This window comes from Wolbachia endosymbiont of Ostrinia scapulalis, assembly GCF_023559145.1.
Lineage (GTDB): Bacteria > Pseudomonadota > Alphaproteobacteria > Rickettsiales > Anaplasmataceae > Wolbachia.
This window is the reverse complement of sequence record NZ_CP096926.1, coordinates 548,623-563,091: the sequence shown is the minus strand read 5'-3', so window position 1 is coordinate 563,091 and position 14,469 is coordinate 548,623. Positions and strand designations below refer to the sequence as shown.

General features: G+C 33.0%; 13 protein-coding genes. 9 read left to right on the top strand and 4 right to left on the bottom strand.

All coding sequences use genetic code 11. The annotated features are described in order from the left end of the window. Positions 1-83: 83 nt before the first annotated feature. Complete coding sequence (locus tag M1L26_RS02860) at positions 84-668, top strand: adenylate kinase family protein (RefSeq protein ID WP_250120390.1); 585 nt, start codon at positions 84-86, stop codon at positions 666-668. Here M1L26_RS02860 and tsaB read toward each other — a convergent pair. The 3 genes from tsaB to ubiG all read right to left on the bottom strand — a co-directional run bounded on the left by tsaB (position 638) and on the right by ubiG (position 3,647). Then, the gene (gene tsaB / locus M1L26_RS02855; RefSeq protein ID WP_007302675.1) at positions 638-1,243 is read right to left on the bottom strand and encodes a tRNA (adenosine(37)-N6)-threonylcarbamoyltransferase complex dimerization subunit type 1 TsaB; all 606 of its coding nucleotides are present in this window, start codon (positions 1,241-1,243) and stop codon (positions 638-640) included. The two genes, M1L26_RS02860 and tsaB, sit on opposite strands and share 31 nt — an antisense overlap. Beyond that, the gene (locus M1L26_RS02850) at positions 1,243-2,373 is read right to left on the bottom strand and encodes a cation:dicarboxylate symporter family transporter (RefSeq protein WP_250120389.1); all 1,131 of its coding nucleotides are present in this window, start codon (positions 2,371-2,373) and stop codon (positions 1,243-1,245) included. The genes tsaB and M1L26_RS02850 overlap by 1 nt, the downstream gene beginning before the upstream one ends. 107 nt (positions 2,374-2,480) lie before the next feature. Beyond that, positions 2,481-3,647 carry a bifunctional 2-polyprenyl-6-hydroxyphenol methylase/3-demethylubiquinol 3-O-methyltransferase UbiG gene (ubiG, locus tag M1L26_RS02845; protein ID WP_211908029.1) on the bottom strand — a complete coding sequence of 389 codons (1,167 nt, stop codon included), beginning with the start codon at positions 3,645-3,647 and terminating at the stop codon, positions 2,481-2,483. Positions 3,648-3,792: 145 nt separating this feature from the next. Here ubiG and dnaG point away from each other — a divergent pair, with 145 nt between their 5' ends. From dnaG to M1L26_RS02820, 5 genes are all read left to right on the top strand, one after another. Then, the gene (gene dnaG / locus M1L26_RS02840) at positions 3,793-5,526 is read left to right on the top strand and encodes a DNA primase (protein WP_211908030.1); all 1,734 of its coding nucleotides are present in this window, start codon (positions 3,793-3,795) and stop codon (positions 5,524-5,526) included. 98 nt (positions 5,527-5,624) lie between these two features. After that, positions 5,625-6,923 (top strand): Na+/H+ antiporter NhaC family protein, encoded by a 1,299-nt coding sequence (locus tag M1L26_RS02835; RefSeq protein WP_250120388.1) that lies wholly within the window; start codon positions 5,625-5,627, stop codon positions 6,921-6,923. A 362-nt stretch (positions 6,924-7,285) separates the two neighbouring features. After that, complete coding sequence (locus tag M1L26_RS02830) at positions 7,286-7,633, top strand: ferredoxin family 2Fe-2S iron-sulfur cluster binding protein (protein WP_211908032.1); 348 nt, start codon at positions 7,286-7,288, stop codon at positions 7,631-7,633. A gap of 7 nt (positions 7,634-7,640) precedes the next feature. Beyond that, the gene (locus tag M1L26_RS02825) at positions 7,641-8,654 is read left to right on the top strand and encodes a hypothetical protein (protein ID WP_250120387.1); all 1,014 of its coding nucleotides are present in this window, start codon (positions 7,641-7,643) and stop codon (positions 8,652-8,654) included. After that, positions 8,638-9,039, top strand: coding sequence for a cytochrome c-type biogenesis protein (locus tag M1L26_RS02820; RefSeq protein WP_010401557.1), 402 nt, complete (start codon positions 8,638-8,640; stop codon positions 9,037-9,039). The genes M1L26_RS02825 and M1L26_RS02820 overlap by 17 nt, the downstream gene beginning before the upstream one ends. 59 nt (positions 9,040-9,098) lie before the next feature. On the opposite strand, the gene M1L26_RS02815 is transcribed toward M1L26_RS02820, so the two are convergent. Then, positions 9,099-12,368, bottom strand: a complete 3,270-nt coding sequence (locus M1L26_RS02815) for a UvrD-helicase domain-containing protein (RefSeq protein ID WP_250120386.1) — start codon at positions 12,366-12,368, stop codon at positions 9,099-9,101. A 74-nt stretch (positions 12,369-12,442) separates the two neighbouring features. Between M1L26_RS02815 and M1L26_RS02810 the strand changes: the two genes are divergently transcribed. The 3 genes from M1L26_RS02810 to M1L26_RS02800 are packed head-to-tail and all read left to right on the top strand — an operon-like array spanning position 12,443 to position 14,463. Continuing rightward, a complete protein-coding gene (locus tag M1L26_RS02810; RefSeq protein WP_211908036.1) occupies positions 12,443-13,309 on the top strand; it encodes a 4-(cytidine 5'-diphospho)-2-C-methyl-D-erythritol kinase in 867 nt (288 codons plus the stop codon). Positions 13,310-13,312: 3 nt separating this feature from the next. Beyond that, positions 13,313-13,660, top strand: a complete 348-nt coding sequence (locus M1L26_RS02805; protein ID WP_211908037.1) for an Mth938-like domain-containing protein — start codon at positions 13,313-13,315, stop codon at positions 13,658-13,660. Further along, positions 13,654-14,463 (top strand): metal ABC transporter permease, encoded by an 810-nt coding sequence (locus M1L26_RS02800; RefSeq protein WP_015588476.1) that lies wholly within the window; start codon positions 13,654-13,656, stop codon positions 14,461-14,463. Before M1L26_RS02805 ends, M1L26_RS02800 begins: the two co-directional genes overlap by 7 nt. Positions 14,464-14,469: the final 6 nt, after the last annotated feature.

The following is a 14,469-nucleotide window of genomic DNA, read 5'->3' as shown; positions in this document are numbered from 1 at the left end:
ACGACTTTTTATGTAATATTTCATATGTTTTAAAGCCTTGTTTTTATGTTATTATAATTGTAGGTTTTAATATTAAAAATAATATGATAAACGTTGACATAAAAAAACAGCTAACAAAATTTTTCATATATATCACTGGTCTTCCAGGAAGTGGTAAACTTTCTACAGCAATAGTATTATCTAGTATGATAAATGCAGTAATTGTAAGTGGACTTGAATATAATCAAACTTCCAAAGAAGCTCGAGATAGAATATATAACACTACACATGTTATGTTTCAGGCAATAGAAGCCTATCCTATTGACTCAAAAAATTATATATTTGTTGATGAATTAATTAAAAATAATGATTACAACATAAGAATATATAACTCAGTAGTAGAACTTAGTAAAAAAATGAGCACAAAAATCCTCCCTATAGTACTTAGGTGCAATCCATTGATATTACAAGAGCGTACTATATCAAAAAAGCAAAGAAAAAATAGGAAGGTTACTAATATAAATAGTATTAAATTTAGGGAGGAAGATTTATTTGTACCACAAAATGCTATAGAGGTAGAAAATTCAAATATGAGTATAAAAGAAGTAGCAGAAGAAATAGTAAGTCAGATGTACAAACTTGGCCAAATTAATAGTGTTTACGCAATAGGCAACGATTTCATATACTGAGGCTCATTTAAATATAGAGCCTCAACTCCATTTAATTTTTGTTTATTTTTTAGTCTATAACGGACTAATAGCCCTGCATGGCTAGCATCCAACTTTGGTAAACTGCAATCCATATATGTAATGCAGTGCGTTTCAGGCTGGAGTTCACTTACTACAGCAGGATTTGATAGCGGTAACAAATTGAAATCAAATAACTGCGTATAAAACTTTTGATCATCTTCGATTATAGCTTTAATATTTTTTTTGCTATTTGTACAAAGTAGCGATATTGCATATGCTTGAGCTTCCAGCGCACTAACCCCATATAACGGCTTATTTGTAGCAAGATTTATACCTTGTGCAGTTGATATACCAACTCTGATTCCAGTAAAACTTCCTGGTCCAACTATCACTGCTAAATGGTCTATTTTATCGTAGCTGTAATTATGCTTATCAAACAAAGTATTGAGTATTTGAAAAAATGATTCTGCATGACTATTGTTTGCAGAATTGCGTTCTACAAAACAATTACCATCGTAATCAATTACTGCTATTGAACTACCAGCACCTACAGTATTAATTGCTAGAATGGACATCACTTAAGCTTATCATAGAGCTTTGTAAACATCATAGTGAACGCACCGTTACCCATAACATTTGCTGAAGTTATTACTGGGTCAAACACTATATACAATGCTGTAATTAATGAAAGCATCTCTGGGGAGAATTTAAGATACTTCTCAAGAACAGGCAACATTACCATAATCCCTCCCGCTGGAACTGCAACAATAGCAAATTTAAATAACAGAAAGTAGAGAAGGAAAGTCACATAGTCTGTTGCAGACAATGCACCACCAAAAGTCATTATCATTGATAGTATTATAATAAAAAAGCAATCACCTACTAAATGAAAGCTAGCAGTTATTGGCACAACAGACGATACTATATCATGCTGCTTTACATTTTTTTTGCTTCCTTCAAGAGTAAGCGGCATAGCTATATTACTAGACATTGTGCTCATTGAAGTAATAAATGAAGGTATCATATTGCCTATACTAGCTATCCAACTTGTGATCTTAAATGAATTTGCTGCTCCATATAAGAGAAAAACATAAAGGTAGGTTGCAGATGATATAATAATAAAAATTATTGAGTAATCCTTAAATATTGTGGGTAAAACCTGATCATGTTCCATTTTTAAAGCAAGACCAAGTACAAACATTGGAATAATTGGCATCAAAAATGTCTTCAAAATAAAGAGAGTTAAATCTGACATTTTGTTCGAGAGCTCTTTGCTTTTTTTTGGTAATATTGTGGACACTAATATGCTTAACACAAATCCACAAGCAAGGGCATAAAAATTAGAAAGCAATGCAGGTATCCTAAATGACCATAAAGGAACAATTGTTTCTTCATATGTTATATCTTGTATTGAATAAGTGTTTTGTGTGATGAAATGCCCAACAGAATAAGCTATTAAACTTGAAGCTAGATTCGACAAGAAAATCGTTATAATAAGTAACAATATAAACTTTATAGCCGACTGCTTAAGATTGTTAACACTACTAAAGATTAATGCAAAAACAATAAAAGGCATTATAAATAGTAAGATCTCTTTTATACTAAGGCTTATTGAATACAAGAAGGCTTTCACTTCCATTGGAACTAGATGACCAAAAAATACAATCGAAGTGATAACAGCAAGTAAGGTTAGTAATTGTAACATATTCTAATATAGCGATATCCTATGGAAATACATATGATAAATTAGCTGCTAAGTAAAGTAAAACTGCCTAAAATATTTGCATTACCTTCTAGTACTTGAATGAGATTTCAAATTACAACGTTTCCACAAAGTATATAATTAACATCCACACCTTTGGTCAAGTTCCATTCACGCTTTATTACATTATATTCCATACCAGTCATATCTTGTAGTGTTACATTGTTTTCCCTTAGATGATTTGCAATTTCTGATGGCTTGAGAAATTTATTCCAATTATGTGTGCCTTTTGGCAGCCAGTTTAATATGTACTCTGCTCCGACTATTGCAAGACAGAAGGATTTAATAGTTCTATTTATCGTCGATATAAAAATTAGCCCTTCTGGCTTCAACAGCTCTATTGCTTTTTTCATGAAAAACTCTAAATTATCGACATGTTCAACCACTTCCATCAACAAAACCACGTCATACTTCTTGTCATTGCTTAGCTCTTCAATGCTAGTGTGTGTGTATTCTATATTTAACCCTACTTTCTTCGCATGCGACTGTGCCACTTTTATGTTTTCCTCACATACATCTATTCCCGCAACGCTAATACCAATACGCGCCATTGACTCTGACAAAATGCCACCACCACAACCAACATCGAGCAATGATAGTTCTTTTAAATCGCATTTTTTTAATTCTTTTATTTTCTCAACGATGTATGATACTCTCACAGGATTCATCATGTGCAATGGCTTGAATTTGCCATTCTCATTCCACCATTCACCTGCTATTTTAGCGAATTTTGATATTTCATCTTCGTTATAAGTTTTTGTGTTTTTTTTCTTGCTAATATTGCTAAGTTTATCAAGGCGTTCTTTATGTCTACTTTCTTTTGAAAATTCTGTTTCGAGGAATTGTTTGACTATGTCTTTTGCTAATCCACTCGCAGTAAACCCTGCACCAAGACAAAGTATATTCGCGTTGCCATGCTCGCGAGCTAATTTTGCGATCTCAACACTATTACATAAAGCAGCATAGATTCCTTCAAAACGATTTGCCACAGTACTCATGCCCAAACCTGTACCGCAAATTAATATTCCATAATTTGCTTTTTTGTTTGTTATATCTTCTACAACTTCAGCAGCATAGTCAGGGTAGTCTACACTCTTTTGTTCAGCAGTGCATCCACGGTCTATCACTGTATAATCTAAAGTTTCCAAGTAAGCCTTTATTTCTGATTTTAGTTCATAACCTGCGTGGTCTGAAGCAACTGATATCACATCTGACATATAAGAAATTGCAACTTAAGGGTATTTATATGGGTAATTTATTTTGAGCTTTTTGTCAAGCTCTCCTGATCTTTCTGAATAAATTTCGAGTCAGATATGCATAAATTCTATATAATTTTTATCCTACCACTACTAATTCGGTAAAATGGATCATATAGATATTATAAAGTCAAAATTATTGTTGTCCGACATAGTAGGAAAAAAAGTTAGGTTAATAAAAAGAGGAGATAGTTTTGTTGGACTCTGCCCATTTCATAACGAAAAAACTCCATCTTTTTCGGTCAGCAATGTTAAGGGCTTATATTACTGTTTCGGTTGCTCAGCTCATGGTGATGCGTTTGAATTTATTTCACAAACTGAGGGCTTAAGTTTTAAGGAAGCGTTGGAAAAATTGGCATCTGTTGCAGGTGTTGAGTTACCCACAAACCTCAGCTTTGCTAAAGAAAATGACAAACTGTTTTCAGCACTGAATTTAGCTGCAAATTGGTTTACACAAAAAAATCAGGGAGTTGTAGGTTATTTAAAGCAACGCAAGATTTCACTCAAAATCATAGATAAATTTAGAATAGGTTATGCACCAAGCTCTGGTTTGAGAGAATATTTGAACTCTTCAGGTATTGAAGACAAAATTTTGGCTAATGTTGGGTTGATAAATAGAAATTCTCGTGATTATTTCTATGATCGACTCATGTTTCCTATAAAGAACATTGCAGGAAAAGTTATTGGCTTTGGTGGACGTGCGTTGAGTTCTGATCAACAACCAAAATATTTAAATAGCCCAGAGAGTCAGCTCTTTAAGAAAAGAGAAAATTTATATGGATTAAACTTTGCTTTGAGTGAAATACGCAAAAAACAGCATCTATTTGTTGTTGAAGGATATATGGATGTAATAGCACTACATCAAGCGGGAATTAGCAATACAGTTGCTCCGCTTGGTACCGCAATTTCTGCAGAGCAGATAAAAAATCTATGGAGATTTGCTAAAGAAATTTCTATCTGTATGGATGGCGATAGTCCTGGATGTCATGCTGCTATTCGAATTGCAGAACTTGTTCTACCGATACTGGAGCCTGGATACACATTGAAGTTCGTGACTTTGCCAAGCAACAAGGACCCATACGATATATGCAATGAACTAGAATATAAGACGGAAGATGTACTATCCGCTTTTAACCGCTCAACAGAACTGCACTCTGAATATTTATGGCATCACATAATTGGTAGCAATTTGCAAAATTATGAAAAATTTGCTCCGGAAAAATATTCAATTCTTGAGCACAAATTCATGAAATATGTCAATGCTATCGGTAACAGCAGTATTAGAAGGTATTATAGAGATTATTTTTACAATAAGGTCAGTGAATTAAGAAGAAACTTTAAAAAGCTGATTTTTAATAGCAAAGCAACAAAAGGTGAGTATCTTTACAATAAATCTCCAGAGCTAATTGAAGCAGAGCAAAATCAGGCCATAATTTTGCGTATAGCCGTAGAATTTCCTGAAATCTTGAACCGTCCTATATTTTTTGAGCAATTTTCTCATTTCGAATTTACTAATGAGATGAAAAAATTACAACAGTGCGTAATTAATATGGTAACTAATGAGAGCAACTTTAATAAAGAAATTCTGCTACAGGAGTCTAGTGTTATAAAGTTTATATTTGAAAAAACTAGCGTACTAAATAGTCAATTAAGTGAGAAGAGATCGGCAGAAACTGTCTGGAATAACATAGTATTACGGAAAGAATTAAATGTATTACAAGAAGAAAAAATTAAAGCAAGGCTGGGCGGTAATTTTGACTTAGAGGAAAGGCTAATAGAACAAATAAAGCAAATAGAGGATAGTATACAAGAAATGCAAATGGAATTTATTCAAAAGTAGATGGCTTAAGATGTTCAAAATTATTAGAAAAACACTGTATTAGTAGTTGCTTAAAATAGCTTATTCTAGTATATTTTCAATTTATTTAATTACGACAAGTGTTTGCATTTCTCCCTCTCATTATTTTTTTAACCTTATATCTTGGTAGTGGTACTTATTTTTCCTTTATAGGACTTGACAATCCTCTTCATCAAATTTCACCGTTAGTTTGCTTATTACCAGCATTATTTTTTGCTATTCTATTCAATAAAAACAAAATTCAGCATAGCGTTGATACTCTTATAAAAGGTATGGGGAATAAAACTACTCTTACCGTGTGTTTGATTTTTCTCCTTGCTGGGGCATTTTCTACTGTTACTCAATCGCTTGGTAGTATAAATGTTATTGCTAGCTTAACTATTTGCTTTCTTCTAGCACAATTATTACTTCCTGGAATGTTTTTAATTTCTGCGTTTATTGCAAGTGCAATAGGCACATCAATCGGAGTTATTGCACTTATAACACCAATAGCTGTGAATCTAGCACAAAATGGAGCTTTTGATTGTGCGGTGGGCGTTGGAGCTGTGATAGGTGGGTCTATGTTTGGCAGCAACCTTTCAATGATATCTGACACCACTATTGCTGCTACTTCTTCACAAGGAGCTTCAGTAAAGGATAAAATAAAACTCACTTTCAAGACAGGATCTGTTACAGGTCTTATAATACTTATTTATCTAGTAATAATTTCAAATAGTACAGAAGTTGTTTCTATCTCAAGTCTGAATTATTTATCCATAGTCAAAATTATCCCTTATATATCTTTAATAATTATGGGTTTATTTGAAATAAACACACTGGTAACATTAGCTGTTAATATGGTTGTTGCTGGAATATTAGGAATAGCTTTTTTTGATTATTCTATTATTGATTATTCTCATGATATATGTAGGGGTTTTAATAAGATGAATGAGGTAATGATATTTATTCTTTTCAGTAGTGGATTAAGCCACTTAATGTACGAATACAGTCAGAAAAAGATAGATAAATTCACCGATGAGGTGAATCTCACAAGAAGTCAAGCTGAACTTATGATTGCAGGAATATCATGTATGTTTACTATTTTAGTTTCCAGCAATGTTGTTGCTATTTTATTAACTAGTAATATTGCGAAAAGACTTGCACAAAGATATAACATTGCACCACACCGTAGTGCGTATTTATTAGAAATATTTACTGCGATCACAAAAAGTATCTTACCTTATGGTTCTCAAATATTGCTAGCAAGCAGCATTGCCTCTCTTTCACCTATTGCTGTACTGACAAAAGTATATTATTGTTTTGTTTTTGCAGCAGTTGCAATAAGTGAAATAGTTATTAACGGCAGACGTCATGCGGTTTTAGCTTCTCAACTATCATAAATATACCACAACTCTTTCTGTAGCTTTGTGTAAGTTATGCTAACCATGGATGGCTTTCTTGCATAGTACTAACAGACATATGGTTTGAGAGTATCATTATAGGGATTTGGTATTAATAATTCAGGAATACTGGGAACATATAAATTCATAAAGGGTTTTGAGTTTTTTTGCTCTACCAAATGATCTTTACGAACTTGTTATTTATTATAAATGCAATAGGAAATACTATATGAGATATGATAGTAAATATAGGTCCTAATAGGAATACAGATTACAAGAGATAGGCAATGGAATTACAAAGAGTTTGCAAATATTAGTTATTATTTGTAGAATATAGAGAAATTAGTAGAGATTTTAATAGTATGCCATCCATTACTTTTATTTTACCTGATGGAAGTAAGAAAAGTTATGAAGCTACAGAGGGAGAAACTCTTCTTAATTTAGCCCATAGAAGTGATCCAGATCTGCTTGAAGGTGCATGTGAAGGTTCTCTTGCTTGCTCTACATGCCATGTGATTGTTGATCCAAAATTTTATGATGTTGTAGAAACACATAATCCTATATCTGATGAGGAGAATGACATGCTGGATCTAGCTTTCGGTTTAACAGAGACATCGAGGCTTGGATGCCAAATAAAAATCACAAAAGATATTGACGGTTTGTGCATAACCGTGCCCAGAGGTACAAGAAATATATCATTAGATAAATAAGAGGATAATGCGTAAAATTTTTATCTATATTCTCATCTCCTTACCTTTGTTTATTCCTCTAGCGTATAGTGGTTTTTGGTATTTTTCTGCATTTAAGGTAAAAAGTCTTTTAACTGATTACATTAATGACGAAAAAGTTGATATTTCACATGATTTTAAGGGGTTTCCTTTTAACCTAGTTCTTCGTGTAACGAATCCAAAATTTTCTAATGAGCAATTAACTGTTTCATCTGAAGCTTTAATGATAAAAAACAGATTATTTGATAAGTCAGTATATATCTATATACCAAGCAATAAAGTAAACATTGCTGTCCGTAGTGATGAGAAAAAGAATATAAAGTGTCACACACACGTGAGTAGCCACTTTGTTGTTAAACTAAATGATTTACTATCTTCATTAAAATTCAACAGAAATAGCACTGTAATAGACTATATAGATACATTTCGTTACGAAGATTATGGATTAAAATGTGATGTTTTAGAAAATCAGCAAAGTGTTATAACTGAAGTGAATGATAAAAGTAATTACATTCAATTTCACTTTGATAAAGAACTGAATGAAAATACTAAACTAGAATTTGATTTTTATACTTACCGTTATAAACATACTGCAAGTCCTGAAAATTACCTTAGTGTCGACGCTAAATTAGATTATGAATTTGTAAACCATATTTCAGCTTCTAAGATTAATTTCAACATAGAAAAATTTTTGATTGAGAGTAATAACTTTTCTATTGCTGCAAATGGTGGGGTAAGTAATTACAATTTAGTTACATCTTCATTTGAAGATAAAATCAATGTAGCCATATCAAATTATAAAGAATTAATTTCGTTTGTGACTAATGATTCAAAGACTGCAGATAAATTGGAAAAATCAATATCTTCCTTATCAGAAAAAATCACTAATAACGACATTCAATTTTCAATAAAGTACGACAATAATGTAGGTTCAGGCTTTATTGGAAAATTATCCACTACTGATTTTATCACTCAATTCACCAAGAATGAGAATAGTAATTAGCTTACTTTTTACATTGATATTCCATTTAAGCATAAATGCTTTTACTTTGGATGATAAACTAAGAGACGAAAGCATGGAAGAGCGAGCAAGTAGCTTATTTGCAGTAATAAAGTGTCCAGTATGCTCTGGTGAATTATTATCCGAATCTGAGTCTCAAGTTGCATATGGTATGCGTAAGACAATTCGCAAGAAGATCAGTGATGGATATACTAACGAGCAAATAGTTTCAGAGTTAAAAAATTCTTATGGAGATTCAATTATCATTGTACCACCTGTAAAATCTAGTACCTACATTTTATGGTTTATTCCTTTTATAATTCTTCTTATTGGATGTTTTCTAATACGAAAATCAGTTCAGAAAATAGATAAGGTAGTAAAAAGATAACTATAGAGTAAAAGTGAGTTTACAACAAATGCAAGTAGCTACTATACGAACATTTGAGTTTAGATCAAAGATTGTAAGGTTAAATCTTCCATCCAAATAACCACGCACTCTACCTGCTTATCTGGGTAGACTTCTTGCACTAAGGTTTTATAGATCAACATTTGCTTTTTTATTTCATTTGATGAGGAAATAGAAACATTATGGTGTGATTTATAGTCAATTATGATTGCTTTGTCTTCTGTTATGCACAGTCTGTCTAGCCGCACTAATACTGGTTTTCCGTCAATTGTTCCACTAAGTAGAATTTCTGATTTGCCCTCCAAGTCGAACAGGTAATCATATTTTTCATTAAAGGTTAATATTTTGCTGTAAATTTCATCCTTATCTTCACTAGTGTTTATGCTATCAAGATATTTCCTGACCCAATTTTTTCTCCTGTCTTTCTCTATCTGGGGCATATATTGCAATATACTGTGAATTATTAAGCCTCTTGCATAGCTGTCTGTCATCCCAATGCTCCTTTTTGTCATTCCAGCATTCTCATCTGTCATCCCAGTGCTTGACAATGGCTTTTTTTCTCCAGGTTCCAGAGTCACGTGCTGCAATGAAATTGATAGGTTTGATGGAGGTGAAATCACTGGAACATCAAAATAATCACGTTTTTTATAAATAGAAGGGTAGTTTGCATTCATGCATAGCACTTCAACTTTTTCTTTAAATATCGGCTGTAAGTATAGTTTTTTCCTCTCATATAATGCTCCATATTGAATAACTAGATCATACCAAGAGCCCTTTTGCACTGGCTCTTTGCCTAAAATGTATAACTCATCTTCAGCACGCGTAAGTGCCACGTACAGCAAACGCAAATATTCGTTATAATCCTCTAGTTTTTTCTCTCTTTTTACTTGATTACAATAAGCATTACTATTTTTGCCACACCAAAAAGGTGCTTCCGTTGCATCAAACAAAATATTTTCGTTGTTTCTTGGTACTGTATTTGTGTCAACTAAAAACACTATTGGAGCTTGTAGACCTTTTGATTTATGAATTGTCATTATTCGTACAGCATTGAGTTCTGATTGCATATCGTTTTTAATCTCAGGATTATTTTCTTTGATCCACTGAACAAATGCTTGAAGAGATGGGTGCTCAAATTGCAATATGAGGTTCATAAATTCGTCTAGAATCTCGAAGCACTCAAGACCTAGCCTTGCAGCAAATTTCTTCTTGCCTGTGCGCAATATATGCGTGAATAGTGTAAGGGGGGATTCTGTCTGAGATAAATTAATTAGATAGTTTAATTCATTAGAGATAATCTCCTGATAATCTTGAAGTTTTTCCCACAACGACTGTTCTTTACGATCGTATGCAATATTGAATAAATCATCCTCAGTGAAGTTAAATAGCGGTGATTTTAAAACATTTGCAAGAGCAAGATCATTTGCCTGGAGGAGCAAAAATTCAGCTAAAGCTATTAAGTCTTGCACAGCTATGTAATCCATAATTCTAAAATAATCTCGGCCTATAACTGGTACATTTACTTTTTTTAGTTCACTTATTATGTAGTCAACTAGCGCATTTCGTTGCCGTACCAAAATCATAATGTCCCTTGGTTCTATATGGCGATCTTTGGCGACTAAAATCCGCCCTTCGTTTAACCAATTGTGAATTCTTTGGGCTATTGCCTGAGCAAGTAATCGATCCTTTACTACATAATCTTTCCTCTGTGTTAAATGAATTTGTAAGGCTTGCTGCTCTTCCTCTTCATATCCTGGCAGTAACGGCCAAATTTCAATGTATCCTTGATCGTTTTCTCTATATGGAATATGTTTTATCTTGTTATCATTGAAAGATATTTCTTCACGAAAATTGTTAAATATTCTGTCTACAAGCATCAAAACTTCTGGAGTTGAGCGAAATGACTTTTCAAGTTGACATGATACCCAATCTCTGCCACCGGTTTTCGTGTGAAAATATTGCTGCATGTAATTAAATAGATGGGGATTTGCTCCTTGAAATCTGTAAATTGATTGTTTTACATCGCCAACAACGAATAAAGTTCTCTTTTCGTCACCACCGGTAAAAAATTCATTGCAGAGATTTGTTATAATTTTCCATTGACTGATACTATTGTCTTGTGCCTCGTCAACAAGAATGTGGTCTATTTTTTGATCTAGATTAAACAATATCCAATCTTTATAGCCTGGATTGCTAAGGAGATTTGTTGCTAAATTGATGATATCATCATAATCAAGCAGTGCATTCTTTGATTTTTCACTATTATATAGATCAACATATACTTTAAATATACTAAGTAAACTACTGGTTCTTGCGAATATTTGATAAGAATTTATATCCTTTACATGGGTAAACAATGCATTTTGAATGCTTTCTATCATTTGCTCTACGTCTTCAAATTTTTCCAAAGCACCCTTTGTTATAATGGATGATATGCTCTTTTTTTCGTACGATTCTGATTTGAGAAATACTTTAGCTAAGTTCTCTATCTTGTTGTCATCCCAGTGCTTGACACTGGGATCCATATTTCTTTTTTTCTGGATCCCAGTGTCAAGCACTGGGATGACAACATTTGGTACGGACGATTTTGTGCTATTACACCAATCATAAAGTATCGCACTGTAACTCTGATCTCTTTTGCTGCCCTCACTTAATATTTTAGCTAATCTTTTTATCTGCTCAATCGTTTCACTCTGTAAATCGTGAATCTTATCTGGGGCACTTAGTTTATCTTTGATATACCCTAAATTATTTTCTAGAGCTGATCTCTTTATACATAAGGTATAGAGCAAATCACTCAGCTTGTTTTCATCAATTTCAGCTGCAATGATATTTATATCGTCCTGCACAGTTTCATTATGAAGCGTTTTTTCAAATACGATGGAATGCAATTCTTTACATTCGCTCAACGTACAATTTGGAGCGATACCAGCTTCTGTAGGAAAGCTGGAGATTAATTTGTAACAAAAGGCGTGTATAGTTTGAATATTAAGACCAAGATTTTCCAGTTCAGAAAAAAGCCTTCTTGCTCTTGTTAAATAATCTTTATTTTCTCTGGTCACACACTGGGCTAATTGTTCTAAATCTGCGACCAATATACCCTCTGGACATATTGCCCACTTACTAAGTGTACTGTAAATGCGATCCTCCATTTCATTTGCTGCAGCATTGGTAAATGTTAAGCAGAGAATATTTCTCTTATTCTCTAATAGAAGTCTTAATACTCTGTCTATTAAGATCTTTGTTTTACCTGTACCAGCTGATGCACTTACCCATACAGAGAAGTTAGGATTTATGGCATTTGATCTCATTAGGAGTGTATAAGGTTTGACTGAAGTGGCATTTCAAGTATAGTAAATAAGATAGTGTTAGTGAAGATATACAGATGGAAAGTTTTTGTGTAAAGGCTCCTGCAAAGATCAATCTTTTTTTACATATTATAAATAGAGAAGAAAGAGGGTATCATTTAATTGAAAGTTTGGTTGTCTTTGCTAAACTTTCTAATTTTTTAGAGATAAAAGTAGGAGAAAAAAACTTTAGATATGATAACTCTACAGTTGAATTTGTAAATTCTGAGTTTAGAATAAATTATCGATATAATACTATAACGAAAGCAGTGATTCTACTGCTTAGGCATGCTCCTGTACGCACTAAAGTCACTGTGAAGGTTGTAAAAAATGTACCAATTGCTGCGGGATTTGGTAGTGGTTCCTCAGATGCTGGAGCTGTGATACGCATGCTAGGAGAGCTTTGGAACATTGATAGGCAAATTTTAAATGATATAGCTTTAAGCGTTGGTGCTGATGTGCCTGCAAGTATAGATAGTAAGCCAGTTTTTGTCAGAGGTGTTGGTGAGGAATTATGCCCCATTAAACAATGCTCTTTACCCACAAGTCTGGTACTTGTGAAACCGAAAAAAAAGTTTTTGAATACATCAGAAGTATTTTCCAAGTATAAAGAGGATTTCTCTCAGCCAATTAAGTGGAGTGATAACACTGAGGAGAATTTGTTAGAGCTTCTTAAAGAGACAAAAAATGACCTGCAAGAAGCAGCAATAAGTCTTGTACCTGAAATTCAGAATGTAATATCAACACTAGAGTCACAAGAAGGCTCTATACTTTCTCGTATGTCAGGTAGTGGTGTAGCGTGTTTTGGAATGTTTGATAGTGAAGAAAGTGCAAAAGCTGCAGCGGCAAATATCAAAAAGGAATATCCAGAATGGTGGGTGTGCGACACGGAATTAATAGTTTGATTTATGCCCTTAATTTCCAAGAAGAAAAATCTTATAGATGGTTACAGGGAAGAAAGATTTTGGGTAAATAATCAAGAATATCATAGCTCAATTATAATTTTTCCTGAAAAGGTGATTGAATTGAAAGAAAGTGATATAAATAACAAGGAGTATTTTAAATCTTTTTTGACAGAGGAAATAGAGATTTTGATAATAGGTACTGGTAAGATACGCGATTGTTCAATGAAGTCTTATCTTATGGAGCAAAAGAATTTAAATTTTGAATTTATGACGACGGGTTCTGCATGCAGAACCCATAACGTTTTAATATCTGAAGATAGATTTGTTGTCAGTTATCTGATAGCATGTTAGAGATATTTACACAGAGTTTTTTTATAAACAGTCTAATTGCGGTAATTATGATTAGCCTAGTCACAGGAGCTCTAGGGTCATTTATGATATGGCAAAGGTTATCGTATTTGGGTGATAGTTTGTCCCATTCTTCATTGCTTGGTATTGCACTTGCTTTGATCTTTAATATCAGCCCATCAGTAAGTATAATGCTCATTGCAATTATGTTTGCTATACTACTTTCTCTTAATTTTAATAAATTATACTCTGCTGATACGATATTGAACATAGTTACCAATGTAGTTTTATCATCGAGTTTAATACTTATGTCTTTTCTTCCATCAGGTAATAATAGTATTATTAGCTCACTTTTTGGTGACATATTAATGATTGACCAAAGTAATATAATATCAATTTTTCTAACCTCCGTAATAGTTACTTTGATATTAATATTTAGATGGCGCTATTGGCTGATGATTTCGATTAATCAAGATTTGGCAACAGTTGAGAAAGTAAATGTTAATTTTGTTAGGCTAGAATTTTTGATTATACTCGCTATCTTTATTGCAATTTCTGCTCAATTAATAGGAATATTACTCATTGCTGCATTTTTGTTAATACCTGCTGCATCAGCAAGACTCATTTCAAAAACTCCAATGCAAATGATTATTGTTGCAACAGTTTTTTCTGTGATTTCTGGAGTATCAGGTTTGATATTATCTGCAAGTTTTGACTTATTAACTGGACCTGCAATTATACTTATCGCAGCTGTGTATTTAATCATTGCTTATTTTATAAGATTGGTGTTAAGTAGATCGACTTAATTTTGG